Origin of the sequence: Rhizobium sp. ZW T2_16 (assembly GCF_044987325.1) — a bacterium.
GTDB lineage: Bacteria > Pseudomonadota > Alphaproteobacteria > Rhizobiales > Rhizobiaceae > Neorhizobium > Neorhizobium cellulosilyticum.
Window position 1 is genome coordinate 71,674 of sequence record NZ_JBJDRG010000014.1, and the last position, 23,368, is coordinate 95,041.

24 protein-coding genes and 4 tRNA genes are annotated in these 23,368 nt (G+C 58.5%); 15 read left to right on the top strand and 13 right to left on the bottom strand.

From position 1 onward, the window contains the following. Positions 1 to 70: 70 nt before the first annotated feature. Positions 71 to 1,084 (top strand): betaine--homocysteine S-methyltransferase, encoded by a 1,014-nt coding sequence (gene bmt, locus ACI3K0_RS23540; RefSeq protein WP_404946354.1) that lies wholly within the window; start codon positions 71 to 73, stop codon positions 1,082 to 1,084. A gap of 19 nt (positions 1,085 to 1,103) precedes the next feature. Beyond that, entirely contained in the window at positions 1,104 to 1,454 is a 351-nt protein-coding gene (locus tag ACI3K0_RS23545; RefSeq protein ID WP_404946355.1) for a hypothetical protein, read from the top strand. Between the two features lie 118 nt (positions 1,455 to 1,572). Here ACI3K0_RS23545 and ACI3K0_RS23550 read toward each other — a convergent pair whose 3' ends face one another. From ACI3K0_RS23550 to ACI3K0_RS23570, 5 genes are all read right to left on the bottom strand, one after another. Further along, positions 1,573 to 3,582: a vWA domain-containing protein gene (locus tag ACI3K0_RS23550; RefSeq protein ID WP_404946356.1), complete on the bottom strand. Its 2,010-nt coding sequence runs from the start codon at positions 3,580 to 3,582 to the stop codon at positions 1,573 to 1,575. Positions 3,583 to 3,584: 2 nt separating this feature from the next. Beyond that, positions 3,585 to 4,112, bottom strand: coding sequence for an RNA polymerase sigma factor (locus ACI3K0_RS23555; protein ID WP_404946357.1), 528 nt, complete (start codon positions 4,110 to 4,112; stop codon positions 3,585 to 3,587). A 166-nt stretch (positions 4,113 to 4,278) separates the two neighbouring features. Beyond that, on the bottom strand, positions 4,279 to 4,644 hold the full coding sequence (locus tag ACI3K0_RS23560) for a hypothetical protein (RefSeq protein WP_183822440.1): 366 nt from the start codon (positions 4,642 to 4,644) through the stop codon (positions 4,279 to 4,281). Between the two features lie 113 nt (positions 4,645 to 4,757). Next, on the bottom strand, positions 4,758 to 5,453 hold the full coding sequence (locus tag ACI3K0_RS23565) for a 4Fe-4S dicluster domain-containing protein (RefSeq protein WP_183821826.1): 696 nt from the start codon (positions 5,451 to 5,453) through the stop codon (positions 4,758 to 4,760). 109 nt (positions 5,454 to 5,562) lie between these two features. Further along, complete coding sequence (locus ACI3K0_RS23570) at positions 5,563 to 7,137, bottom strand: trimethylamine methyltransferase family protein (RefSeq protein ID WP_183822442.1); 1,575 nt, start codon at positions 7,135 to 7,137, stop codon at positions 5,563 to 5,565. A 252-nt stretch (positions 7,138 to 7,389) separates the two neighbouring features. On the opposite strand from ACI3K0_RS23570, the gene ACI3K0_RS23575 reads away from it, so the two are divergent. Further along, the gene (locus ACI3K0_RS23575) at positions 7,390 to 8,091 is read left to right on the top strand and encodes a B12-binding domain-containing protein (RefSeq protein ID WP_112507838.1); all 702 of its coding nucleotides are present in this window, start codon (positions 7,390 to 7,392) and stop codon (positions 8,089 to 8,091) included. A 53-nt stretch (positions 8,092 to 8,144) separates the two neighbouring features. Here ACI3K0_RS23575 and ACI3K0_RS23580 read toward each other — a convergent pair whose 3' ends face one another. Then, positions 8,145 to 8,306 (bottom strand): entericidin A/B family lipoprotein, encoded by a 162-nt coding sequence (locus ACI3K0_RS23580; RefSeq protein ID WP_148146456.1) that lies wholly within the window; start codon positions 8,304 to 8,306, stop codon positions 8,145 to 8,147. Positions 8,307 to 8,320: 14 nt separating this feature from the next. Here ACI3K0_RS23580 and ACI3K0_RS23585 point away from each other — a divergent pair, with 14 nt between their 5' ends. The 4 genes from ACI3K0_RS23585 to ACI3K0_RS23600 all read left to right on the top strand — a co-directional run bounded on the left by ACI3K0_RS23585 (position 8,321) and on the right by ACI3K0_RS23600 (position 12,444). Beyond that, a complete protein-coding gene (locus tag ACI3K0_RS23585) occupies positions 8,321 to 8,962 on the top strand; it encodes a DUF1638 domain-containing protein (protein ID WP_404946358.1) in 642 nt (213 codons plus the stop codon). A 118-nt stretch (positions 8,963 to 9,080) separates the two neighbouring features. Continuing rightward, positions 9,081 to 9,383: a virulence factor gene (locus tag ACI3K0_RS23590; protein ID WP_148146454.1), complete on the top strand. Its 303-nt coding sequence runs from the start codon at positions 9,081 to 9,083 to the stop codon at positions 9,381 to 9,383. A 46-nt stretch (positions 9,384 to 9,429) separates the two neighbouring features. Next, positions 9,430 to 10,395, top strand: coding sequence for a methyltetrahydrofolate cobalamin methyltransferase (locus ACI3K0_RS23595; protein WP_183821828.1), 966 nt, complete (start codon positions 9,430 to 9,432; stop codon positions 10,393 to 10,395). Between the two features lie 9 nt (positions 10,396 to 10,404). After that, entirely contained in the window at positions 10,405 to 12,444 is a 2,040-nt protein-coding gene (locus ACI3K0_RS23600; RefSeq protein WP_404946359.1) for an ASKHA domain-containing protein, read from the top strand. Positions 12,445 to 12,477: 33 nt separating this feature from the next. Here ACI3K0_RS23600 and ACI3K0_RS23605 read toward each other — a convergent pair whose 3' ends face one another. Beyond that, complete coding sequence (locus tag ACI3K0_RS23605; RefSeq protein WP_373289340.1) at positions 12,478 to 13,416, bottom strand: LysR family transcriptional regulator; 939 nt, start codon at positions 13,414 to 13,416, stop codon at positions 12,478 to 12,480. A 175-nt stretch (positions 13,417 to 13,591) separates the two neighbouring features. Between ACI3K0_RS23605 and ACI3K0_RS23610 the strand changes: the two genes are divergently transcribed. Together ACI3K0_RS23610 and ACI3K0_RS23615 are read left to right on the top strand one after the other, a co-directional pair. Continuing rightward, complete coding sequence (locus tag ACI3K0_RS23610; protein ID WP_183821830.1) at positions 13,592 to 13,789, top strand: hypothetical protein; 198 nt, start codon at positions 13,592 to 13,594, stop codon at positions 13,787 to 13,789. Between the two features lie 286 nt (positions 13,790 to 14,075). Then, on the top strand, positions 14,076 to 15,104 hold the full coding sequence (locus ACI3K0_RS23615) for a GlxA family transcriptional regulator (RefSeq protein ID WP_148146450.1): 1,029 nt from the start codon (positions 14,076 to 14,078) through the stop codon (positions 15,102 to 15,104). 123 nt (positions 15,105 to 15,227) lie between these two features. Here the strand turns inward: ACI3K0_RS23615 and ACI3K0_RS23620 are convergent, their stop codons facing one another. Then, on the bottom strand, positions 15,228 to 16,493 hold the full coding sequence (locus ACI3K0_RS23620; RefSeq protein ID WP_183821831.1) for an NAD(P)/FAD-dependent oxidoreductase: 1,266 nt from the start codon (positions 16,491 to 16,493) through the stop codon (positions 15,228 to 15,230). A gap of 157 nt (positions 16,494 to 16,650) precedes the next feature. Then, positions 16,651 to 17,403 (bottom strand): pyridoxine 5'-phosphate synthase, encoded by a 753-nt coding sequence (locus ACI3K0_RS23625; protein ID WP_183821832.1) that lies wholly within the window; start codon positions 17,401 to 17,403, stop codon positions 16,651 to 16,653. Between the two features lie 416 nt (positions 17,404 to 17,819). Between ACI3K0_RS23625 and ACI3K0_RS23630 the strand changes: the two genes are divergently transcribed. After that, a tRNA-Pro gene (locus ACI3K0_RS23630) sits at positions 17,820 to 17,896 on the top strand. A 147-nt stretch (positions 17,897 to 18,043) separates the two neighbouring features. On the opposite strand, the gene ACI3K0_RS23635 is transcribed toward ACI3K0_RS23630, so the two are convergent. Next, the gene (locus ACI3K0_RS23635; protein ID WP_183821833.1) at positions 18,044 to 18,520 is read right to left on the bottom strand and encodes a DUF192 domain-containing protein; all 477 of its coding nucleotides are present in this window, start codon (positions 18,518 to 18,520) and stop codon (positions 18,044 to 18,046) included. A gap of 35 nt (positions 18,521 to 18,555) precedes the next feature. Then, the gene (locus ACI3K0_RS23640) at positions 18,556 to 19,134 is read right to left on the bottom strand and encodes a cold-shock protein (RefSeq protein ID WP_148146447.1); all 579 of its coding nucleotides are present in this window, start codon (positions 19,132 to 19,134) and stop codon (positions 18,556 to 18,558) included. A 195-nt stretch (positions 19,135 to 19,329) separates the two neighbouring features. Between ACI3K0_RS23640 and gloA the strand changes: the two genes are divergently transcribed. The 5 genes from gloA (at position 19,330) to ACI3K0_RS23665 (ending at position 21,131) form a co-directional block, all read left to right on the top strand. Beyond that, entirely contained in the window at positions 19,330 to 19,770 is a 441-nt protein-coding gene (gene gloA, locus ACI3K0_RS23645) for a lactoylglutathione lyase (RefSeq protein ID WP_183822444.1), read from the top strand. A gap of 127 nt (positions 19,771 to 19,897) precedes the next feature. After that, positions 19,898 to 20,506 carry a hypothetical protein gene (locus ACI3K0_RS23650; protein ID WP_183821835.1) on the top strand — a complete coding sequence of 203 codons (609 nt, stop codon included), beginning with the start codon at positions 19,898 to 19,900 and terminating at the stop codon, positions 20,504 to 20,506. Between the two features lie 118 nt (positions 20,507 to 20,624). Beyond that, positions 20,625 to 20,699, top strand: a tRNA-Glu gene (locus ACI3K0_RS23655). Positions 20,700 to 20,840: 141 nt separating this feature from the next. Beyond that, positions 20,841 to 20,915 (top strand) — tRNA-Glu (locus ACI3K0_RS23660). 141 nt (positions 20,916 to 21,056) lie between these two features. Then, positions 21,057 to 21,131, top strand: a tRNA-Glu gene (locus ACI3K0_RS23665). A gap of 24 nt (positions 21,132 to 21,155) precedes the next feature. Here the strand turns inward: ACI3K0_RS23665 and recJ are convergent. Further along, positions 21,156 to 22,988 (bottom strand): single-stranded-DNA-specific exonuclease RecJ, encoded by a 1,833-nt coding sequence (gene recJ / locus ACI3K0_RS23670; RefSeq protein ID WP_183821837.1) that lies wholly within the window; start codon positions 22,986 to 22,988, stop codon positions 21,156 to 21,158. Between the two features lie 46 nt (positions 22,989 to 23,034). Continuing rightward, positions 23,035 to 23,256, bottom strand: coding sequence for a hypothetical protein (locus ACI3K0_RS23675; RefSeq protein ID WP_183821839.1), 222 nt, complete (start codon positions 23,254 to 23,256; stop codon positions 23,035 to 23,037). Positions 23,257 to 23,368 lie beyond the last annotated feature (112 nt).

Below are 23,368 nucleotides of genomic sequence, written 5' to 3' on the forward strand. Positions count from 1 at the left end.
GCGCATATCCTGTTGGTTGAAAGCATATAAAGAGATCCTTATGTCTTACTTTCAGCTTCAGGAGGGTGCCATGCCGACAGCCAATCCATTGACCGCGCTCATTGCAGAAAAGGGCGTTCTGCTGGCGGATGGCGCAACCGGAACCAACCTGTTTGCCGCAGGGCTCGAAGCAGGCGAAGCGCCGGAACTCTGGAACGAGGCGCATCCGGACCGGATCACCAAGCTGCATCAGGATTTCGTCGACGCTGGCGCCGACATCATTCTCACGAACACATTTGGCGGCACCCGCCACAGGTTGAAGCTGCATCATGCGCAAGACCGGGTGTTTGAACTCAACAGGCGGGCAGCCGAGATCGCGCGCGCCGTGGCCGACAAGGCTGGTCGAAAGGTCATCGTTGCAGGTTCTATCGGGCCGACCGGCGAGTTGCTGATCCCGCTCGGGGCTTTGTCCTATGAGGATGCGGTTCAGGCTTTTGCCGAACAGATGGAAGGATTGAAGGCCGGCGGTGTCGATGTCGCCTGGATCGAGACCATGTCGGCGGCGGACGAGATCCGTGCCGCGGCAGAAGCGGCGGTGAAAGTCGGCCTGCCGTACACCTATACCGGATCGTTCGACACGGCCGGCAAAACGATGATGGGGCTTAATCCCAAGGATATCCATGGTGTTGCCGCCGATGTCGGCAGCGGGCCGGAAGCAGTCGGCGCAAATTGCGGCGTCGGTGCGTCCGACATTCTTTCCTCGCTTCTCGACATGACCGATGCCAACCCGGATGCAATCACCATCGTCAAGGGCAATTGCGGCATTCCGGAGTTTCGCGGTTCTGAAATCCATTATTCCGGCACACCGCCGCTGATGGCGGAATATGCGCGGCTGGCGCGCGATGCGGGCGCAAAAATCATAGGCGGCTGCTGCGGTACCTCCTGCGAGCATCTTTCGGCAATGCGTGTAGCGCTGGACAATTATACGCCGCGCCCGCGCCCGACAATCGAAGAAATCGTCGACAAGATCGGCCCGCTCCGCAATAAGACGGCGAGCGAATCCGGTGGCGATTCCGGCCGGGAGCGCCGTCGTCGCCGGAGTTAAGGCAACGGGGACGAACAGAATGACCAGTGTATCGCCAATAGGCAGCCGCGAAACCGTCGCCGAAGGGCTGGCCAGCCTTTCCGAAGACAAACAGAGCTGGCTTAATCTTCTGATGGAAAATCCGGCCCAGGACGACCTGATCCTGGCTGGTCTGCATCTTTATCTCGATCAGGCTTCGGAGGCGCGTTTCCTTAATACGCTGAAGCTCGAAAAATGCGGTGAGTGGCTCGGCAACACAGCGCCGGACCGCCTGCAAATCCGTCTGTCGGAAGCAGGAAAATCCAGCCAGCATCCCGCCTATCTGGCCTTCAAGCAAGGCTTGACCCGCTGCGGTGGTCTGGAGCGGGCCTATCCCAAAGCGCCGGTCTGATCAGCGCGCTAAAGCACGTCGTGATGCTCAAGCTTCGCTTGCCGTGCTTTAGCTCTCTGTTTTTGCGCATGGCTTTATCCCGAAACCAGTGACCACTTTCGGGAGACATGCTGCAGGCCTATCGCTTTAGCGTCTCCGCGAGCCGGACCAGATCCAGGAAACCCGATCGATAACCGAACGGGTCTTCGCCGCGCGCGTTGCGGGCGATATCGAGGATCGAGCCGTAGGAATAGGCTTCAAGCGTCCCGGCGCCCCGCAATTTCTGCCCGAAGGCGGCAATTGCCGTTGCAAAGCGGACATCCTGCGGCGCCGCGTTGAAATCGCTGAAGGCATTTTCCTGTGTCACCGCGGTGGTGATGAGCCTGCTCGTGTCACCATCCGGTTGCTTGTAGCGAAGCTTGACGAAGGCGAGTTCGTCGGAAGCAGGCGTTTCGGATCTTTCGGAGGACGGTTTGCCATAACGCAGCGGATCGTTGAGCACGGCCTCGCTGCCTTTCGGAGTGACCTCGTAGATCGCCGTCACCGCATGGCCAGAGCCGATATCGCCGGCATCGACGCGGTCATTGTTGAAATCCTCCCGTTGCAAGGCACGCGTCTCGTAACCGATCAGCCTGTATTCGGCGATCCGCGCGGGGTTGAACTCGACCTGGATTTTTACATCCTTGGCGATCGGGAAAAGCGTCGACCCCGCCTCCTCCACCAGCGCCTTTTGCGCCTCCGCCAGCGTGTCGATATAGGCGGCCGTGCCGTTGCCATTCTGGGCAAGCGTCTGCATCAGGCTATCGTTGAGATTGCCTTCACCGAAGCCGAGCACCGAAAGATAGATTCCATCGCGGCGGCGATCCTCGATCAGGCGCTTGAGATCGCCATCGCTCGATGCGCCAACATTGAAATCGCCATCGGTCGCCAGCATGACGCGGTTGACGCCATCCTTGATGAAGGCCCGGCGAGCCAGATCGTATGCCGCCTCGATGCCTTGCGCACCGGCGGTGGAGCCGCCCGGCTGCAGCGTGTCAATGGCGTTCAGGATTGCGTCACGTTCGCTCGCGGAAGTGGGTTCGAGCACCGTGCCTGCGGAACCGGCATAGGTAACGATCGATACCTTATCCTCGGGCCGCAGCTTGCCGAGCAAAAGACGGAAGGCGCTTTTCAACAGCGGCAGCTTGTCCGGTGCATTCATCGAGCCGGAAACATCGATCAGAAACACGAGATTGGCGGGCGGCGCGGATGACGGCGCGATATCGTAGCCTTTGATCGCGACGCTCATCAGCTGCGTGCCGGCATTCCAGGGCGTCGGCGTCATCGTGACGGTGGTGCGGAACGGCGTGTCGGCCGATTGCGGGCGCGGCCAGTCATAGGGGAAATAGTTGACCATCTCCTCGACGCGAACACTGTCGGGATCGGGCAACCTCCCCTGCATCAGCGCCCGACGGACGACCGAATAAGAGGCGGTGTCGACATCGACGGAAAAGGTCGAGACCGGGTCGGTCGCGACGCTCTTGACCGGATTTAAGTCGGCATTGGCGAAACGGTCGCCCGCCTGATGTGATTGAAACGCGGCGGGATCAGAACTTGGCGCGCTGGCTCGCGGCGCAGCACGCAGGGCCGGCGGCGCGGCGATGATGTTCTCGTAAATCGGTGCAGGCGCCGGGGCTGCATCCTGCTGAGGTTTCATTGCGGTGACGTTTCTTGCCGCGCCACCCGCAGAGTTTTCCCTGTTCAGGGTTCGTGCGACGTCATCGGCATTAAAGTCCTTTTTCTTGCCCGATGCCGATTCTGCTTCCGATTGGTATTGCACTTCGGCTGGCTGTGAGACGGAAATTCCGGTCGCGAACGGCAGATTGCCACGATTAAGTTCGAAGGTGAGATAGGCGGCAGACGGGACGAGCAGAAGCGTGGCGAGCGCCGAGCCTGCGAGATAGTGATGTCGGGTAATCATGTTATTGCTCCAGATCCGGTTGAGGATGGAGCTTTGACGGTGCCACCAGTTTGTTCCTTGGGTCTGGCTCGCGTTTTTTTCTTCCGCGTCAAAAGCCTGCATGGCGGCGGAAAGCGCACGGGTGCGTGCAGCCTTCGAAGGAGCGGGAGCTGGCGGATTGTTCCGCAATCTGTCGAATTCGTCGGTCATGGTCAGACTGCCTCCTTCCTCAGAAGGTCCTTCAATCGTTTTCGTGCCTCGTGCAGATGCCAGGACACCGTTTTTTCGGAACAACCGATCACATCGGCCGCCGCGGCGTGGCTGAGGCCTTCGGCATAAACGAGCAAAACTGCATCACGCTGCTTTTCCGGCAGGGTACGGACAGCGGCCCAGAGTGCGTCATCGCCGCTACCATCGTGCTCAGGCGGCGGCGAACTATAAAGCGGGTCGTTTGCGAGCCGTTTCTCTTCGCGACTGCGGCGAGCGGCTTGGCGCTGGTGATCGCGTACCGCATTCAGCGTCATTGTGTAGAGCCAGGTACGCAAGGAAGAGTTTCCCCGGAACCCGCGGATCGCCCGGGCAAGCCTTATGCAGACCTCCTGGGCGATATCTTCGGCGTCGCTTGCGACACCGGACCATCGCCAGGCGACCGCGTGGATGAAATCGTAATGCGTCTCGATCAGTGCCGAGAATGCATCCCGGTCACCTTCGCACGCTCTCTTGAGGATCTCGGCGCTCACGCTCGTATTATCCGCTCTCTCGTCTTCTGGAGCTTAGACGCCAGGCGAGAGAAAATCCTTGGGTGTTCAGGGAAAAAATATTCGATCGTCTTCTCGACATAAAAAGGACCGGCCCCTTTTTGTCAGGAACCGGCCCTTTTTTTTAATCTCGTGTCAGCAAGCCGTGTCAGGCTGCGACCGCGGATTCGCGCACGTCATCGAACAGGAAGTGCGCGACGACATATTTGGTCGTGTATTTAGTGCCACTGCCGGAGACGGAATCATCAGATCCGCCATCGGCCGGGTGCCAGGCGTGATAATGCGGATTGTTAGTGATCAGCGTGATCGCCTTGCCGGCAAAGCGTCCATCAAGCCGGTAACGGGCCTCGGCGAGTGGCCAGATCCGTTCGAAATCCTGCTGTGACAGACGAACCTTCAGGGCTGGTCGATTGATCGCATCAAGCTCCACACCATCTTCATTCACAGAAGCCGGAGCCTCCAGCATGACCTCCTCGGCGTTGTCCAGAATGTAGTCAAACTCGTCAGGCCACATACGTTTCATACAGTCACTCCTCCCGGCTGGTTTCATATGTCAGACATCATGAATGTAGCGCGCCTGTTGGCAGACGCAACGTCATTGAGATGCGATGGCGATTTTGACGCGGCTCAGCCCAGCGCCCGCATGTGGAATTTCAGCTGCTCCTTGGGATAGCGGTATCCTTGGCCGACCGGACAGGCATTGCGAGCAAGGCAACCGGAGACCATGCAGCCACCCTGCCCCGACGGCGTAACGAGGTGGCTGCGACAGGTCGAAACTCCGAAATCCGCCGGATCCATGCAGATGGCAGAAACGGGACAGGTGGTCAGGCACGGTTTCGTCTCGCAGACGTCGCAGGCATGTCTCCCAACGGTGACGACCTTTCCGGCATGGGACTTTCCGACCACAGCGGGAAAACCGATCGCGCCACGATAACCATGCCAAGGACCGTATTCCGGATGAATGAGGATGCCGAGCGGAGAAGGCTTCAGGCCTTCTGCGCGCATTGCCCATTGCTGGAACGGTTGCCAGGGCGGATCGGAGGGGAAATAACTTGTGCCGCCAATCTTTTCCGCCAGCGGACAAATGATCTCCTTCGACCATGTGTCGAGCGGATCGGGGCCGTTATTGCGAGTATTCCAGCGGGAGAAAGCCGGCCAGATCGAGCCGCCGGCATTGCCGAGCAGGACAACCGAGGCGGCTGGTTTTCCATCGGCCAGCAGAGGCCCCTCGCCCACGGCAAAATCTACCGTGCCGCGGATCACGATACCGCTCGGCTTAAGCGCGGCTTCAATCTCGCGACAGATGGACAAACGGCCGCTCATCGTCTCAGCGCGGCCCCTTGTATTCATAATGCGGCCGCCAGACGCTGCCCTGGATAAAATCGGCTACCTGCCGTGCGCCGCCTTGCTCCCTGGCGGCCTCGGGCTCTCTTCAAGTAAAGGCGTCGGGCATGGAATCCTTGCGATCCTTGATGAAGGCGAGAAGCGCCTCGTCGATCGCCGGGTCGAGCGGCGGGGCTTCGTAATGATCGAGCCAGGAGCGGCAGAGCGCATTAGCGCGGTCTTCGATGCGCTTGGAGCCTTCGATTTCCCACTGTTCGAAGGAATTGTTGTCGGCAAGCGGCGAGCGGTAGAAGGCGGTCTGGAAATGCGCCTGGGTGTGGGCGCAGCCAAGATAATGGCTGCCGGGTCCAACCTCGCGGATCGCATCAAGCGCTTGGCCCTCGGCCGACAGATCGACGCCTTCCGCCATTTTCTGCATCATGCCGAGTTGATCCTGGTCGATCATGAATTTCTCATAGGACGAAACAAGACCGCCTTCGAGCCAGCCTGCAGCATGGAGAACGAAATTGGTGCCGGCGAGCAGGGTCATATTAAGCGTATTGGCCGATTCGTGGGCTGCCTGGGCATCAGGCACTTTGGAAGCACAAAGCGAGCCACCGGTTCTGAACGGCAGACCGAGGCGGCGGGCAAGCTGGGCTGCCCCGTAGGAGACCAGCGAAGGTTCCGGCGTTCCGAATGTCGGGGCGCCGGACTGCATCGAGATCGACGCGGCAAAAGTGCCGAACAGGACGGGCGAGCCGGGGCGGATGAGCTGGGTGGTTGCGGCACCGGCCAGAACCTCGGCCAGAATTTGGGTCAGCGTGCCGGCAACCGTGACCGGGCTCATGGCGCCCGAGAGGATGAAGGGCGAAACGACCGAAGCCTGGTTATGCCGTGCATAGACTTTCAGTGCACCGAGCATGGTGCCGTCGAAGACCATCGGCGAATTGGCGTTGATGAGGTTGAGCGTGACGCTATTGTTTTCGACAAATTCATCACCGAAGACGAGTTTCGCCATGGCGATCGTATCCTCGGCGCGTTCGGGCGCGGTGACTGACCCCATGAACGGTTTGTCGGAATATTTGATATGGCTGTAGACCATATCGAGATGACGCTTGTTGACCGGCACGTCGACCGGCTCGCAGACCGTGCCGCCGGACGAATGCATCGACGGCGCGAGATAGGACAGTTTGACGAAATTGCGGAAATCCTCGATCGTCGCATAGCGCCTCACCCCGTCGAGATCGCGGACAAAGGGCGGGCCGTAGACGGGCGCAAAGATCGTCGCTTTTCCGCCGACATGAACATTGCGCTCCGGGTTGCGCGCATGCCAGGTAAATTCGCTCGGCGCCGTCTTCAAAAGTTCACGGCACAGGCCCTTGGGGAAATGCACGCGGCTGCCGCGCACATCGGCACCGGCCTTGGCCCAGAGTTCCAGCGCTTCCTCGTCGTCGCGGAACTCGATGCCGATCTCTTCGAGGATCGTGTCGGCATTACGCTCGATCAGTTCCAGCCCCTCTTCGTCGAGGACTTCGTAAACGCCGATCCTGCGGGTGATATAGGGCAAGGATGCGCCGGGGCCGCCGCCGGTGCGGGCCGCGCGCCTGCCGGCTGCTCCCCGCTCGCCCCGACCGCGCCGTCCAGAACCGCCACCCGCGTCCGCCTGCTGGCTGATATCGTCCATGATCTTCCTCGCCTCGATCTCACCTGGTCTTTTGATGGGCATGCTAGGCCCCCGCACGGCGACGCTCCTGCCTTTATGCGTCACGCGCTTGTGTGAGACAGACATTCTATCATGCGCCGCCGAGTGTCGCTTTCCGACGTGCGACGTCGCTTACGAAAGAAAACGCGAAACAAAATACGGTTAGACATAGTTGCGGGTATCGTTACGATCTGGGCGATCCGGAACATCGCCCCCAACCAGGGAAGAGAATTCATGTCCGACGACGACATCATTCTATCGGAGCTTTCCGACGAAGAACTCGTTCAACAGATGCATGACGATCTCTATGACGGTCTCAGAGAAGAGATCGAAGAAGCGACCAATATCCTGCTGGAACGCGGCTGGACGCCCTACGACGTTCTGACCCAGGCTTTGGTCGAGGGCATGCGGATCGTCGGCATCGATTTTCGCGACGGCATTCTGTTTGTGCCGGAAGTGCTGCTATCGGCCAATGCGATGAAGGCCGGCATGGCGATCCTTCGGCCGCTTCTGGCAGAAACCGGCGCTCCGAAACTTGGCAAGGTGGTGATCGGTACCGTGAAGGGCGATATCCACGACATCGGCAAAAACCTCGTCGGCATGATGATGGAGGGTGCGGGCTTCGACGTCGTCGATCTCGGCATCAACAATCCAGTTGAGAACTATCTCGATGCGATCGAGCGCGAGAAACCAGATATCCTCGGCATGTCGGCACTGCTGACGACGACCATGCCCTATATGAAGGTCGTGATCGACACGATGAAGGAAAAGGGAATTCGCGACGATTATGTTGTGCTCGTCGGCGGCGCGCCGCTTAACGAGGAATTCGGCAAGGCGGTCGGCGCCGATGCCTATTGCCGTGACGCGGCAGTCGCCGTCGAGACCGCGAAAGACTTCCTCAGCCGCCGTCACAACCGGATGGCCGCGGGTGCCTGACGGGCAGCGCCGCATCTCAAGCGATGCGGCGCGTTTCTATCGGCCGTCTCGATTTAGTGCGAAGCTGCACGGTCTACACGACGACCGGCGTCCTGGGTGGCGTTCACGGTATTTGCCGTATCCTGACCCATTCCGCGGATCGTATTGCCGCAGGAGCTGAGCGAAACCGTGGTGGCGAAAAGTGCGGCGATAACTGTGAATGTCTTGGCCGTCATGATGGAATACTCCGATGGGTAAGGATCAAAATGTGCCGGAAAGTGATTTTCCGGCTATGGAACGTTCAACTCGCGAAAAAGTTCACGTGATCGCGTGCGGAGCGATCGCAAGGGAAATTCTTGCGGTTTCCAGGCAACAGGGGCTCAACCATATCGACCTCAACTGCCTGCCAGCGATTTGGCATGCCTATCCGCAAAAGATCGTTCCGGGGCTGGAAGCGGCCGTGGCCGAGGCCAGACAAAACGGGTTCGAGAGAATCTTTTTCGCCTATGCCGATTGCGGAACCGGCGGCGAGATCGACCGGCTGTGTGAGCGAGAGGGCATTGCCCGGATCGAGGGGCCGCACTGTTATTCGTTCTTCTCCGGCAATGAGGCCTTCCACGACAAGGCCGACGATGATCTCCTGTCCTTTTTCCTGACGGATTTTCTCGCACGTCAGTTTCGTGCTTTTGTCATCGAACCGCTTGGCCTCGATCGTCATCCCGAACTGAAGCCCATGTATTTCGGCAATTACCGGAAACTCATCTATCTCTCGCAGGAAGAAGACGAGGAGTTGCAGCATAAAGCGCGCGAGGCGGCAGACTATCTCGGGCTGGAATACGAATATCGTTTTACCGGCTATGGTGACCTAACCTCGGCGATCCGCTCGGTGTGATTGTTTCCGGCAAAACATATGAAAGGCATGACGTCGCTTTTCGTCATCTGCGACGTCGTGCGAAGCACAGTCCGAACCGAAGGACCGGTGCATGTTCACGGAGTAATCGGAGGAGCTCATGGCGGATCGCATTGTCGTCTTCTGGCGGGATATCCCGGCCCAGGTGATCATCAAAAAGGGACGACAGACCGCAAAGCGCGAGCTTTCCTTGCGCTTCACCGAGGCGATCGACATGTGCGCCATGCGCACCGGAGCGGCAGAAACCGACGATTACCTCGCTGAATGGCGTAAGGCCGATCCGATACCGGTTTCCGACGACCTGGAAGCTGAGGCGGATGCGGCAGCGGCGGAGCTTGAAGCCGCCTACGACAAGGAAAAACTCGTGGCGCTGGTAAAGGCCGGCGGCCGGGAGAGCGCATAAACCACCGCCGATCCTTTTATCACTCCCCCCTGAACCGGAGATCGCAATGACACGCACCATCGTCGCATCCGCAACCCGGGAAATCGTGATCGGCTTCGACCAGCCTTTCTGCGTCATCGGAGAGCGGATCAACCCGACCGGCCGCAAGAAGCTGGCCGCCGAGATGATCGAGGGCAATTTCGACACGGTCATCAAGGATGCGCTGGAACAGGTGGCGGCTGGAGCGACGATGCTCGACGTCAATGCCGGTGTCACCTCGGTCAATCCGAACGAGACGGAGCCGGGGCTTTTGGTAAAGACGCTGGAGATCGTCCAGGGCATGGTGGATGTACCGCTGTCGATCGACAGTTCGGTAACGGCGGCGATCGAGGCGGCGCTGAAGGTCGCCAAGGGGCGGCCGCTGATCAACTCGGTCACTGGCGAGGAAGAGAAACTCGAAGCGATCCTGCCGCTCTGCAAGAAATACGACGTGCCGGTCGTGGCGATCTCGAATGACGAGACCGGGATTTCGATGGATCCGGACGTGCGATTTGCAGTGGCGAAAAAGATCGTCGAGCGCGCAGCAGATTACGGGATCAAGAGCCATGATATCGTCGTCGATCCTTTGGTGATGCCGATCGGGGCACTCGGGTCGGCGGGACTGCAGGTGTTCGCCCTTCTGCGGCGGTTGCGCGAGGAGTTGAAGGTCAACACGACCTGCGGGCTTTCCAACATCTCCTTCGGCCTGCCGCATCGCCACGGAATCAATGCAGGTTTCATTCCCATGGTAATCGGTGCCGGCATGACATCGGCGATCATGAACCCCTGCCGTCCGCAGGAAATGGAGGCTGTTCGCGCTGCAAATGTGCTTAATGGCACCGACCAGAATTGCGGCAATTGGATCATGACCTATCGTGATTACAAACCTGCCGAAGGAGGTGCGACCGCAGCGGCGGTCCCTGCCCCATCGGCTGGTGGCGGACGGCGTGGTGGAAGGGCCGCACGGGCTGGAGCGGGAGCGAGGGCGGAGTAAGCGACGAGAATGGCTGACGCATCCCGTAGAGATCCCCTCGTCCTGTTCATGCCATCCGGCAAGCGTGGCCGCTTTGCGGTCGGCACGCCGGTGCTCGATGCTGCGCGCCAGCTTGGGGTCTATGTGGAAAGCGTGTGCGGCGGGCGGGCGACCTGCGGACGTTGCCAGATTTCGGTGCAGGAAGGCAATTTCGCCAAACATGGGATCATCTCGTCAGTCGACCACATCTCGCAAGTCGGGCCGAAGGAAGATCGATACGACCGGGTACGCGGGCTGCCCGGAGGGCGCAGGCTTTCCTGTTCGGCACAGATCCTCGGCGATCTCGTCATCGATGTGCCGCAGGATACGGTCATCAACGCGCAAGTGGTGCGCAAGGCAGCCGACGAGCGGGTGTTCGACCGCAATCCGGCAGTGCGCATGTGTTATGTCGAGGTCGAGGAACCCGACATGGAAAAGCCGCTCGGTGATCTCGACCGGCTGAAAGTGGCGTTCGCGACCGACTGGCATTTCGACGATGTCGAAGTGGATTTCCATATCATCCCGCAGGTGCAGCAGATCCTGCGCAAAGGCGAGTGGAAGGTGACGGCGGCGATCCACAAGGATCGCGAGGACGAACGCCCTCGCCTGATCGCCCTTTATCCGGGGCTGAAGAACGAGGCTTACGGGATCGCCTGCGACATCGGTTCGACAACGATCGCCATGCATTTGTCGTCGCTTCTGTCCGGCCGCACGGTCGCGTCTGCCGGCACCTCCAACCCGCAGATCCGATTCGGCGAAGACCTGATGAGCCGGGTTTCCTATGTGATGATGAACCCGGACGGGCGCGGAGCGATGACCGATGCCGTGCGTGAGGCTCTGAACGGGTTGATCGACCGGGTGTGTGCCGACGGTGGCATTTCACGCGCGGACATTCTCGACAGCGTCTTTGTCGGCAATCCGATCATGCATCACCTGTTTCTTGGAATTGACCCGACGGAACTGGGTGGCGCGCCATTTGCGCTGGCGGTCTCAGGTGCCGTCGAGGTGAAGTCTTCGGAAATCGGCCTGCCGATGACTGCCGGTACGCGGACCTATCTTCTGCCCTGCATTGCCGGGCATGTGGGCGCCGATGCGGCGGCGGCGACATTATCCGAAGGACCGCACCGGCAGGACGAGATGATGCTGCTGGTCGACATCGGCACCAATGCGGAAATCGTGCTCGGCAACCGGACGCGTGTCGTTGCCGCATCTTCGCCGACCGGCCCTGCTTTCGAGGGCGCCGAGATTTCATCGGGCCAGCGTGCAGCGCCGGGTGCGATCGAACGGGTGCGGATCGACCCGGTCACGCTTGAACCGCGTTTCCGCGTGATCGGCGTCGAACCATGGTCGGACGAGCCGGGGTTTGCTGAAGCGGCGGCGCAAATCGGCGTAACCGGAATCTGCGGTTCCGGCATCATCGAGGTGATCGCCGAAATGTATCTTGCGGGGATCATCTCGGAGGATGGCGTTGTCGATGGCGGGCTCGCCGCGCGCAGCCAGCGTATTCTCGAAAACGGCCGCACCTTCTCCTACCTGCTGCATGACGGGACGCCGCGGATCACAGTGACGCAGAATGACGTGCGGGCGATCCAGCTTGCCAAGGCGGCGCTTTATGCCGGCGTAAAACTTCTGATGGACAAGCAGGGCGCCGGCCATCTTGACCGGATCGGACTTGCAGGAGCCTTCGGCACGTTCATCGACCCCAAATATGCGATGGTGCTGGGCCTCATCCCCGACTGTGACCTTGAAAAGGTGAAGGCCGTCGGCAACGCGGCGGGAACCGGCGCGCGCATGTGCCTGCTCAATCGCGATTATCGCCGGGAAATCGAAGAAACGGTCAGCAAGATCGAGAAGATCGAAACTGCACTGGAGCCTAAATTCCAGGAACACTTCGTCGCGGCCATGGCTCTGCCGAACAAAGTCGATGCGTTCCCCAACCTCAGGATGGTCGTCACTCTGCCGGAACGAAAGATGTTGGCGGATGCAGGTGCGGATGGCGGACGCAGAAGGCGCCGCTCGCGTGATACGTGAACGGCGCCGGATATTATCTTGAAATGATGTAACTCAGGCCGCGACGGCATCCAGCGAACTGAAGGCATCCTTGATGCTCTCGGCAACCGCCTTGGCCGGAATGGAGAGATTCGGCGCGGTCAAAAGACGAATATCGAACGTGATGAGATCCGGCATGCCTTCCTTGGGCCCGAGAATCTGCATGTCCTCGGTAATGTAGGACAGCGGGAACGGCGCGATCGCCAGGTCGGAAACGACTGCAGCACGCTGTGCCATCGTGTGGGCGCTGGCATAGGCGATCCGGTAAGGCCGCTTCTGTTTATCCAGCTGGGCGATTGCATCATTGCGCCAGACGCAGCCTTCTTCCCAAACGGAGATGGGAATCGGATCGCGCAGATAGGCATTGCCGCATTTGGCGCCGGCCCAGACGAGTTTTTCCGTGTGAATAATCTCGCCACCGGTCGGAAACGGGCGGGTGGCGCAGTTGATCAGTGCCAGATCAAGCCGCTGTTCCTCCATACGCTTGCGCAACAGCGTGCTCTGATCGACAGTTACGTCGACCATGATGCCGGGAAAATGCTCGCCGAAATCCTTGAGGATCTTTGGCAGCAACCTTTCGGAGATATCGTCCGGTGCGCCGAGCCGTACGACGCCCGACAGTTCCGGCATTACGAAGCGCGACACCGCCTCATTGGACAATGCCAGCATGCGTCGAGCATAAGATAAAAGCACTTCGCCGTTCTGGGTGAGCGTCACAGAACGGGCATCACGCAGAAAAAGCGTCGACTTCAACTGCTCTTCCAGCTTTTTGATCTGCATCGAGACTGCCGAGGGTGTTCGCAGTACGACATCAGCAGCTGTCGAGAAATTGCCGGTTTCGGCAATGGCGACGAAAGTGCGCAGGACATCATTATCAAGCAATGGCAGCGGCGTTCTGAACGGTACGGTCATCGGTGCACCCATCAAATTTTCTGAACTTAAGCACCATATCATTTCGTTTGATTGAAAGTCAAACAGGGCGGATACTGCAAAACATCGGAAGCAGGCGTCTTTGCAAAACAGAATTTCATAAGACGTGCGACAGCCATCCGATCGATTGATGGATTGGCCTTTTCCCTCCCAGAAGGAAGCCGCCGAAAATCTGAACGAAATCCAAGGAGCAAGCGAAATGACGACTATCACTTATCTCGACGAGCGCCGGTTGGGCGCCTCATCAAAGCCTCAGACCTCCCACCCGCAGCAGGTCATCTCCCTGTTCGACCGTGCGGTTGCAGCCTGGAACCGCCGCAAGACGGAACGCATGTTGGAAGGACTTCCGCAGGAAATCCGCAAGGACATCGGCTGGCCGACAACGATCGGCAAGTGATGTCCATCCCGGGGTCGACCCGCTATACGAGCCGGATAGTTCCGGCGATACAGAGATATGAACCCTAGACATGGTCCGCCAGCCAGACGCTGCGGACCATGTCGCATTCCGGCAATTTGATAAAATGCAGGAAAAGCCAGGAACCTATCACCAGTGCGACGCCTAGATGTCGCAAAAATGCCATTTCCCTGTCGTCAAAAGCTCTGCTCAAGAATAGCATCCATGCGAGTGTCGCTTTTGAAGCAATGCAAGACCGCATCAAGCGGCGGCAAGGGGAACTACGACAATGGATCTGACCAGCAAGCCACAGGTAAAGAAGCGCACGATCGTCTTCTTTCTCGTTCCACACTTCACCATGCTGCCGTTTTCGGCGGCGATCGAAACGCTGCGGATTGCCAACCGCATGCTCGGTTATTCGGCTTATAGCTGGCGGCTCTGTTCCGCCGATGGCGAAAAGGTATATTCGTCGAGCGGGATAGGTATAGAAGTCAATTCGTCGCTGGCAGACGAAAGACGTCATCTTAGCGGCGAAAACCGACCGAACATGGTTCTCGTCTGCTCAGGTATCTATGTCGAGGAATTCAACAACAAGTCAGTCAATGCATGGCTGCGCGAGACCTATAATCGTGGAATCGCCGTCGGCAGCCTGTGCACCGGAGCGCATGTCCTGGCGCAGGCGGGCCTGCTCAACGGCAAGCGCTGCGCGATCCATTGGGAAAATCTGCCCGGCTTTTCCGAAGCCTTTCCGCAGGCAGAGGTCTATGCCGATCTCTATGAGGTCGACGGCAATCTCTATACCTGCGCCGGCGGCACGGCGTCGCTCGACATGATGCTAAACCTGATAGGCCAGGATTTTGGCGACAACCTCGTCAACCGGGTCTGCGAACAGCAATTGACCGACCGGGTGCGCAACCCGCATGACCGTCAGCGCCTACCGCTTCGCGCGCGTCTCGGGGTACAGAATTCCAAGGTGCTTTCGATCATCGAGCTGATGGAAAACAATCTTGCGGAGCCTTTGTCGCTCATCGAGATCGCCGATGATGCCGGCCTATCCCGTCGGCAGATCGAACGGCTGTTCCGCCAGGAAATGGGCCGTTCGCCGGCACGGTATTATCTCGAAATCAGACTGGATCGCGCCCGCCATCTGCTTGTGCAGTCCTCCATGCCGGTAGTCGAAGTGGCGGTCGCCTGTGGCTTCGTTTCCGCCTCGCATTTTTCCAAATGCTATCGCGAGGTTTATAACCGCTCGCCGCAACAGGAGCGCGCCGAGCGCAAGCTGACGCTCAACACGGCGCGCACCGGCGTCGTTGTTTAATACACATCCGGAGGTGCTGTTTATCCGGCGCCACCCTCGCCTCTCGACGAGGGTCTGTCTGCGTTGCAGCTGCTGAGGCGGCAGTAGATGCTCGGGACAGGCCCGAGCATGATGATCGCCGGATCACGCCTCGTCCTTCAGCGTCTCTTTCTGGGTTATCAGGCGAGCGCTGTGCTGGCCCGAAAGATAGATCCATAACCAGCTCCAGGCGACGGCGAGCCGTGATCGCGTGCCGATCAGGAAGTAGATGTGGGCGAGCCCCCATATCCACCAGGCAAGCCCGCCCTTAAGCTTTATCCTGCCGAAATCGATGACAGCGGCTCGTTTTCCGATCGTCGCAAGACTGCCCTGGTGGAAATACCTGAAGGGTGCCGGCGCAGGCTTGGCAGCCAGACGCGCCTTGATGACTTTGGCCACATAAGCGCCCTGCTGCTTGGCAGCCGGCGCGATACCGGGAACAGGCTTTCCATCGTCCTGTTTGACCGACGCTGTGTCACCAATGACGAAAATGTTCGGATCGTGTGCGGCAGAAAGATCGGGACCAACAATGGTACGCCCCGCCCGGTCGGCCTCGGCACGAATCCATTGTGCGGCGGGAGATGCCTGCACGCCAGCCGCCCAGATGACCGTACGGCAAGGCACGAAGGTTTCGCCGACCGTGACCCCCTCCTCGGTAATCGCAGTTACAGGCTTCCCGGTTCTGACTTCGACGCCAAGCTTTTCCAGCGCTGATTTCGCATAAGCCGACAAATCCTCGGAGAAGGCTGCCAGAACCCGCGGGCCGGCCTCGATCAGTATCACCTTCGTTGCTGTCGTATCGATGCTGCGGAATTCCGGCGGCAGAACTTTCTGGGCGAGTTCGGCAATCGTGCCGGCCATCTCGACGCCGGTCGGACCGGCGCCGATGATGGCGAAGGTCAATAGCGCATCGCGGTCGGCCGTCTTCTCCGAAAGTTCTGCGCGCTCGAAGGCAAGCAGGATACGGCGACGCAGCGTCGTTGCATCTTCCAGCGTCTTGAGGCCCGGGGCGAGCTTTTCCCATTCGTCGCGGCCGAAATAGGCGTGGCGTGCGCCGGTTGCCAGAACGAGCGTGTCATAAGGGATAGCGCGGCCGGATTGGAGGCGAACAAGCTTGGCCTCCGTATCAACGTCGACAACCTCATCCAGAATGGTGGTGACATCCTTCCGATCGCGGTAAAGCCTGCGAATCGGCCAGGCGATTTCCGAGGTTGCGAGCAATGTCGTCGCGACCTGGTAGAGAAGCGGTTGGAACAGATGGTGATTGCGCCGGTCTATCAGGGTTATATCGGCGGAGCTGCCTTTGAGCCCATGAACGGTCTGGATCCCTCCAAAACCACCGCCGACGACGACAATCCTATGCTTGGTCACTGTAAGCGCCCTTTCTTCTGGCAGCTTCAATTGACGCAGGCTCCAACCTCAACGGTGGAGCCGCGCTAACAGTGACTTAGGTTGATAATCCTCAAGAACAAATGCGCTGAGCGCATATCACCGATCCAATTCAAAGTGATCCGATAGGATGCAGACCTCAGACCGCCTGGCCGCAGGCGTGGCGGAAGCGGCGGACGGTTTCCGCCATGCCGAATTCCAAGGCATCGGCCGTCAAGCCGTGGCCGATCGAGACTTCCGCCAGTTTCGGGATACGTTTGACCAGCGCCGGAAGGTTGGCAACCGTCAGATCATGGCCGGCATTGATGCCGAGACCAAGAGCGATTGCAGCATCCGCAGTCTTGCCCAGATCGACAAGAATGTCCGCGCCCTTCTGCGGATCGTCGAAGCAGCCGCCATACGGACCGGTATAAAGCTCGATACGATCGGCCCCCGTGGCCTTTGCCAGTTTTACAGCCTCAAGGTCTCCATCACCATCGGCAAACAGGGACACCCGCATGCCGCCCTTTTTCAGCCGCGCGACAATCGGCTTCAGCATCTCGCCGTCACGGCGAAAATCAAACCCGTGATCGGACGTTGCCTGAGACGGGTCATCAGGCACAAGCGTAACCTGCTCAGGTTCGATCTTTTCACAGAGGGCGAGAAAATCCTCGCTCGGATATCCCTCGATATTAAATTCCGCATGAGGGAACTCGTCATCAATCAACGCCCGAATCGTCGGAAGGTCAGAGAAGCGGATATGCCGCTGATCAGGCCGGGGATGAACCGTCAGGCCGGAAGCGCCCGCCTGAAGTGTGATGCGCCCCAGATTTTCGACGCTCGGCCATGGAAGATCACGACGATTGCGCAGCATGGCAATGGCATTCAGGTTCACGGAAAGCAATGTAGGCATGGCGGGTATCCGTTGATCGAAGGACAATCCTTCTTAGATGACCGACCGCGCAAAAACCACCAACCGAAAACCATGATTGTCATCAAGAATTTTCATCGAAGAGATTTTGGTGCACGGCAAGGTTGGATTTGATCGCATTTTACATTAGATTTATCTAACAGAATTCGCCCACCACCCACCGGACCGAGGCGGCGGACCGGGACTGGCGCGGCGAATTCTGTCACTTCTTTCTTTCTGCAAACAAAGCAGACCGTATCCGAACAGCCCTGGTAACGCGTCATTATCGGGCAGAAGATTTGCGCTTATAAGCCGAAAATATCCTGGTATCCGCAGATTGACGTATCCTGTCTTGTAGAATGTCTATTTTTGCAGTTGCGGCCTGCCCAGGAACCGTGTATCTCGCCTTCACCTTGGCACGGAGTGTAGCGCAGTCTGGTAGCGCATCTGGTTTGGGACCAGAGGGTCGGGAGTTCGAATCTCTCCACTCCGACCATTTATTTCCCAAAAAATCATCTGCTCTAAAGCGCTTAGGCGCTCATCTCAACCCGTTTTGGTGCGAAACAGCCGCAACGTGTTGAGTTGACTGTCTTTAAGTTACGCTCACGATGGTTTTTTAAAGCGGTTTCCGCGAACTCAGCAGTCAGCCGCCATTGTGCAAAGGCTTGCCGATTACCTTGTCGCCGACCTTGATGCCGAGGGCTTTGGTGCGGCCGGCATTGAGTTCCAGCACGTATTTCACCGGGCCGCGCGAATCGATGATGTCGCGAGAAAAAGGGACTGCGTTTTCACGGATATGGGCGATCGACCCGTCGGTCCGGATGAAGACCATATCGAGCGCCAGAACCGTATTCTCCATCCACATGGACACCTGACGTTCCGCTCCGAAATCGAAGAGCATACCGTGATTGGTGTCCATCTGCTTGCGGAACATCAGGCCGTGTTCGCGTTGCGCGTCGTTGAGCGCAAGTTCGATCGTGAAAGGATAAGTCTTGCCGCCGGCGGTGCGAATGGACAGCTCGGATCGTGGAAAAACCACATCCTGTTGCGCCTGCGCCGTCTGCGATGACGCGCCGGCGGCGGCAAAAACGAAGAAAAGCGCCATCAAGGCGCCTTTCATAACATTCCTGGTTTCTGACCGAACTGTTGCAAACATCAATGCGACCGGTTTGTGGGCACGACGTTATCAGGATGGATTTCGGCTGCCATCAACCCCTTGTCGCCAGGTCCAAAGCGCACCAGAACGACCTGACCCGGCCTCAACTCGGTCAGGCCGAAGCGTCGCAATGTTTCCATGTGAACAAAGATATCTTCCGTGCCCTCGCCGCGGGTCAGGAAGCCGAACCCTTTGGTGCGGTTGAACCACTTGACCAGCGCGCGTTCAAGACCGCTCGTCGCCGTCACCTGCACATGGGTGCGTACCGGCGGCATCTGCGATGGATGAACCGCCGTCGACTGGTCCATGGAAAGGATGCGGAAGGCCTGATAGCCGCGATCGCGTCGCTGGATCATCGCCACGATGCGTGTGCCTTCGAGAATGGTCTGGTATCCGTCGCGGCGCAGGCAGGTCACGTGCAACAACACGTCCTGCATGCCGTTGTCCGGCACGATGAACCCGAAGCCCTTGGCCACGTCGAACCATTTCACGACGCCGGTGATCTCGATCAGATCAACCGGTTCACCCGCAAATTCTTCGAAACTGGCAATGCCCTTCGATGACATTCTGTCTGCCATACCTGTCGGCCCCTCGGTTACGCGCCACACATGACGGTTAACTGATTCTTAGAGGATAGATTAACATTGCGCCAACCGTCCAGCGCAAGTCTCGTGTTCTTCTTATTCACGTCCTTTCTATTCGCGGTGGCTTGCTCCAGGCTGGCGGCTGTTCCATATCGAAGATGGCGAAAACGCTTAAATCGAGGGATCCAAATGCGATATCTCCACACTATGGTCCGGGTCAAAGACCTGGATGCCTCCCTTCATTTTTATACAACTCTGCTCGGCCTGAAAGAAGTCCGCCGAATTGAAAACGAAAAGGGCCGTTTCACCCTGGTTTTCCTAGCGGCAAGCGACGATATCGATCAGGCGACAGCCAATCAGGCACCTTGCCTGGAACTCACCTATAACTGGGACACCGAGGATTATACGGGTGGCCGCAATTTCGGCCATCTCGCCTACGAAGTCGACAATATCTATGAATATTGCGAGCATCTGCAGAAGAACGGCGTGACCATCAACCGGCCGCCGCGCGAAGGCCGCATGGCCTTTGTACGTTCTCCCGATGGCATTTCATTCGAAATCCTCCAAAAAGGCGGCAATCTTCCGGTTGCTGAGCCATGGGCCTCGATGCCGAATATCGGCAGCTGGTAATGACTTTTGACGGCGGCGCATTTCGTGTCGCCGTCAACCACTCAGGGTCCACGCAAGCTTGAAGGTAATGATTGACGCTACGCGATTCGCGGCTTCAATCTTTCTCACCAGCCGGAAGGCCAGAGCGTTGACGACCATATCTCCCAGCCATTTTCCCCGTTCCGCCACAGGCACCGTCATCAGGCAGATTGCGTTGACGGGAATTCTGATCACCCTGCTCGGAAGTTGCGCCACGACAAAAAAAGTGGCCGAGGCAGATGATGCGGGCCAGGCGGACACCGCCGCGGCGGCGGTCGACATGCTCGCAAGGGGCGAGACCGCGACAACAGGCTCCCAAAGCGCTTATGTCGATCCGATGGTGACAACCGCGCATGGCCGCAAGATCCCCCAGAAGGGAACGCAGGCTATGGGCATGCGGGCAACTGCTGGCGGCACGCCCACCCACAACGCACTGACACAGACCTATTCGCCCCTTCAGGCATCGATCGCGGGCGCGGTAACCGAGCCGACCGGCGTGCGTGCCGGCAATACAAGCATCTTTTCAGGGCACGCCCAGGCGGCTGGCCCGGAAATGGCGGCGACAATGACGACCGGCTCGACTGCGCTCGATTCCCCCTATCCTGCAGCAAGAGCCATGCCGGCTGGCGGCGTGAACGCAATGACGCGCAGCGTATTCAGCACCGGCACACCCGTCGCTTGTGGCAACGACGTCAATGGAAACATGATAAGCTGCTGATTTCACGAGCCCTTCTCTGGTTTCATACAAGTTTTTACCGCTTGTCATTTTTTTTGCAAAAAACATCGTTTTGCAGCTTGCGGGAAAGAAATCCCCTCTCTATAAGGCACCTCAGCACGCGCCCTTCGTCTATCGGTTAGGACGTCAGATTTTCATTCTGAAAAGAGGGGTTCGACTCCCCTAGGGCGTGCCACTCCCCCTCCGCCAAGTCATTGTTAGAATTACCCAATTACCATCTGATGGCAGTTTGGAATTTTTCTTAATTTGACCTTTGAAAAGTGCATTTTTGCGCTTGCGGTCTTTAATCGACGCCCCTATAAGGGCGCCACAGCACGCGCCCTTCGTCTATCGGTTAGGACGTCAGATTTTCATTCTGAAAAGAGGGGTTCGACTCCCCTAGGGCGTGCCACTTCCTCTCTGCCAAGTCGTTGTTCAAAAGAGCCTATTCGGTTTTGTGGATATTTCTGTTTTTTTCCGCAGAAGATGGCGAAGACACGCATTTTTCGCTTGCGATATCTCCTCTTCCCCCCTATGAGAGCGCTCACCGCACGCGCCCTTCGTCTATCGGTTAGGACGTCAGATTTTCATTCTGAAAAGAGGGGTTCGACTCCCCTAGGGCGTGCCACTTCCTTATCCAAAAATCGGAAAATCATTTTGCCAATGCTGCATCCAGCAGGCGCAACTGTATCCGTCGACTGCCCTGCCAATAGTCTGCGCTCAGGCTTCCGGCGGCATGGATTTGCAGGCCGCGTGATTTCATCAGGAGGTCGCCCAGAGGTGTATCTGCGGCACGGAAAGCGATCCCGTCCAGGCGTGAGCCGTCCATTGCTTCCAGTGTTATCTTGATGTGAGCAGTGCCCACCGGACGGACATCCCTCAAACGATGGGAGGGGATGGCGAAGATCGGCTGCGGATGACCGGAGCCATAGGGCCCGGCTTTTTCCAATTGATCGAAAAGGTCGAGGGTTGCTCCTGATGCCGACAGAGCGCCATCGATCTTCAATGAGTGGCTTGAGACGAGAGACGGCACGCGCGAGGCGGCACTCTCCTCGAAAAATGCCCTCAACGCCCCGAGTTTGGCTCGCTCGACGGTGAGGCCCGCTGCCATGGCATGACCGCCACCCTTCACCAGCAGACCGCTTTCCACGGCCGCCCGCACCATATGGCCCATGTCGAAACCATTGATCGAGCGGCCGGAGCCGGTGCCTTTCCCTTGCGAATCGAAGGCGATCGCGAAAGCGGGGCGCTTGAACTTCTCCTTCAGCCTAGCCGCAAGCAGACCGACGATGCCGGGATGCCAGCCTTCATGTGCGGTGACCAGAACATTGGCGCCCTCGCCGTCTCCGTATTCGGCCAGCACTTCGGCTTCCGCTTCGGCAAGCATCGCCGCTTCCATCGCTTGACGATCCCGGTTGAGTTCATCGAGGCGGGCTGCGATTTCCTCTGCCTGCACGCCGTCTTCGAGGGTCAGTAGGCGGCTGCCGAGCGCTGCATCGCTGATGCGTCCGCCGGCATTGATGCGCGGACCGATGAGGAAGCCAAAATGATAAGGCGTAACCGGTCCCGATAGGCCAGCCTTCCTGAAAAGTGCCGCGAGGCCGAGATTGGTCATATGGCGGGCCGCAATCAGCCCCTTGACCACGTAAGCTCGGTTCAACCCCTTGAGCGGCACAACATCACACACGGTCGCGAGCGCCACGAGATCGATCCACGCAAGAAGATCTAGATTTGCCGCTCGCTTGTCTCCGGCTTCACGCAAAAGACGCGCGGTGGCGACAAGAACAAGAAACACCACGCCGGCGGCGCATAGATGCCCCTGCCCCGACAAATCGTCTTCGCGATTGGGATTGACGAGCGCGACTGCTTTCGGCAGCTCGGTTCCTACCTGGTGATGGTCGATCACCACCACGTCACATCCCTTCGCCGCGGCGGCCGCAAGCGATTCGTGGCTAGTCGAACCACAGTCGACGGTGACGATCAGGCTCGCGCCGCGTGCGATCAACTGTTCCATGGCGGCAACATTCGGGCCATAGCCTTCGAATATGCGGTCAGGAATGTAGATTTCGGCATCGATCTCGAAATGCTTCAGGAAACGATAGAGAAGTGCTGAGGACGATGCTCCATCGACGTCATAGTCGCCGAATATAGCGACACGTTCGCGCCGGCGGATCGCTTCGAGAATTCGCGCCGAAGCCTTGTCGCAATCCGTCAGCGTCAATGGATCGGGCATCAGCGAGCGGATGGTCGGATCAAGAAAGGCCGGAGCGTCGTCCAAAGACACGCCACGCCCGGCAAGAACACGGGCGATGATCTCGGGAATCCCATGGATCTGGGCGATTGCCAGCGCACGGTTCTGCGCTGCCTGATCGAGCCTGGACATCCAGCGCTGCCCGGATGCAGACCGCTCCACTCCTAGAAATGCCCTCTGGACGGGATCCGCGGGTTCCTGGGGCGTTAAAGCGGTAAATGTCTTTGTCGTCATCGGCTATCCATAGCCGACGACGTGCAGAAGCGGAAATGCTTTCGCGTCAAAGCCAGTTGTGAATCAACAACCACACTGCAGCGAACATAGACGCCGATGCAACAGCGAGGATAGCGACAACAAATGAACCTGCCCTTTCAGGCTCGCCATCGTCTTCACCAACCAAATCCTCGTTGAACGAATAAACAAGCTTCAGATACGGCACACTGCTGTGCCCGCTGTGACGCTTGGGTTGGCCGTAAAGGCCGTCACTCATGTCAATAGACATCACGCAAACGCCTCCTCCTGCGATGGTGAATGAGGAGAGTGTACGGCGATTTTCTCCCTGCGACCAGTCATCAAACTGTCATTCGGGAATATTTTCACAAAATACTAAAATA

Coding starts and splice junctions, on each gene's coding strand:
- ACI3K0_RS23615 (WP_148146450.1), top strand. CDS start 14,076: ATGGATCTGACCAGCAAGCCACAGGTAAAGAAGCGCACGATCGTCTTC.
- ACI3K0_RS23640 (WP_148146447.1), bottom strand. CDS start 19,134: ATGGCAGACAGAATGTCATCGAAGGGCATTGCCAGTTTCGAAGAATTT.
- ACI3K0_RS23570 (WP_183822442.1), bottom strand. CDS start 7,137: ATGGACGATATCAGCCAGCAGGCGGACGCGGGTGGCGGTTCTGGACGG.
- ACI3K0_RS23560 (WP_183822440.1), bottom strand. CDS start 4,644: ATGTGGCCTGACGAGTTTGACTACATTCTGGACAACGCCGAGGAGGTC.
- ACI3K0_RS23625 (WP_183821832.1), bottom strand. CDS start 17,403: ATGCCTACATTGCTTTCCGTGAACCTGAATGCCATTGCCATGCTGCGC.
- ACI3K0_RS23575 (WP_112507838.1), top strand. CDS start 7,390: ATGTCCGACGACGACATCATTCTATCGGAGCTTTCCGACGAAGAACTC.
- ACI3K0_RS23595 (WP_183821828.1), top strand. CDS start 9,430: ATGACACGCACCATCGTCGCATCCGCAACCCGGGAAATCGTGATCGGC.
- ACI3K0_RS23585 (WP_404946358.1), top strand. CDS start 8,321: ATGGGTAAGGATCAAAATGTGCCGGAAAGTGATTTTCCGGCTATGGAA.
- recJ (WP_183821837.1), bottom strand. CDS start 22,988: ATGACGACAAAGACATTTACCGCTTTAACGCCCCAGGAACCCGCGGAT.
- ACI3K0_RS23550 (WP_404946356.1), bottom strand. CDS start 3,582: ATGACCGACGAATTCGACAGATTGCGGAACAATCCGCCAGCTCCCGCT.
- ACI3K0_RS23675 (WP_183821839.1), bottom strand. CDS start 23,256: ATGTCTATTGACATGAGTGACGGCCTTTACGGCCAACCCAAGCGTCAC.
- ACI3K0_RS23605 (WP_373289340.1), bottom strand. CDS start 13,416: ATGATATGGTGCTTAAGTTCAGAAAATTTGATGGGTGCACCGATGACC.
- ACI3K0_RS23635 (WP_183821833.1), bottom strand. CDS start 18,520: ATGAAAGGCGCCTTGATGGCGCTTTTCTTCGTTTTTGCCGCCGCCGGC.
- ACI3K0_RS23565 (WP_183821826.1), bottom strand. CDS start 5,453: ATGAGCGGCCGTTTGTCCATCTGTCGCGAGATTGAAGCCGCGCTTAAG.
- gloA (WP_183822444.1), top strand. CDS start 19,330: ATGCGATATCTCCACACTATGGTCCGGGTCAAAGACCTGGATGCCTCC.
- bmt (WP_404946354.1), top strand. CDS start 71: ATGCCGACAGCCAATCCATTGACCGCGCTCATTGCAGAAAAGGGCGTT.
- ACI3K0_RS23545 (WP_404946355.1), top strand. CDS start 1,104: ATGACCAGTGTATCGCCAATAGGCAGCCGCGAAACCGTCGCCGAAGGG.
- ACI3K0_RS23600 (WP_404946359.1), top strand. CDS start 10,405: ATGGCTGACGCATCCCGTAGAGATCCCCTCGTCCTGTTCATGCCATCC.
- ACI3K0_RS23610 (WP_183821830.1), top strand. CDS start 13,592: ATGACGACTATCACTTATCTCGACGAGCGCCGGTTGGGCGCCTCATCA.
- ACI3K0_RS23580 (WP_148146456.1), bottom strand. CDS start 8,306: ATGACGGCCAAGACATTCACAGTTATCGCCGCACTTTTCGCCACCACG.
- ACI3K0_RS23590 (WP_148146454.1), top strand. CDS start 9,081: ATGGCGGATCGCATTGTCGTCTTCTGGCGGGATATCCCGGCCCAGGTG.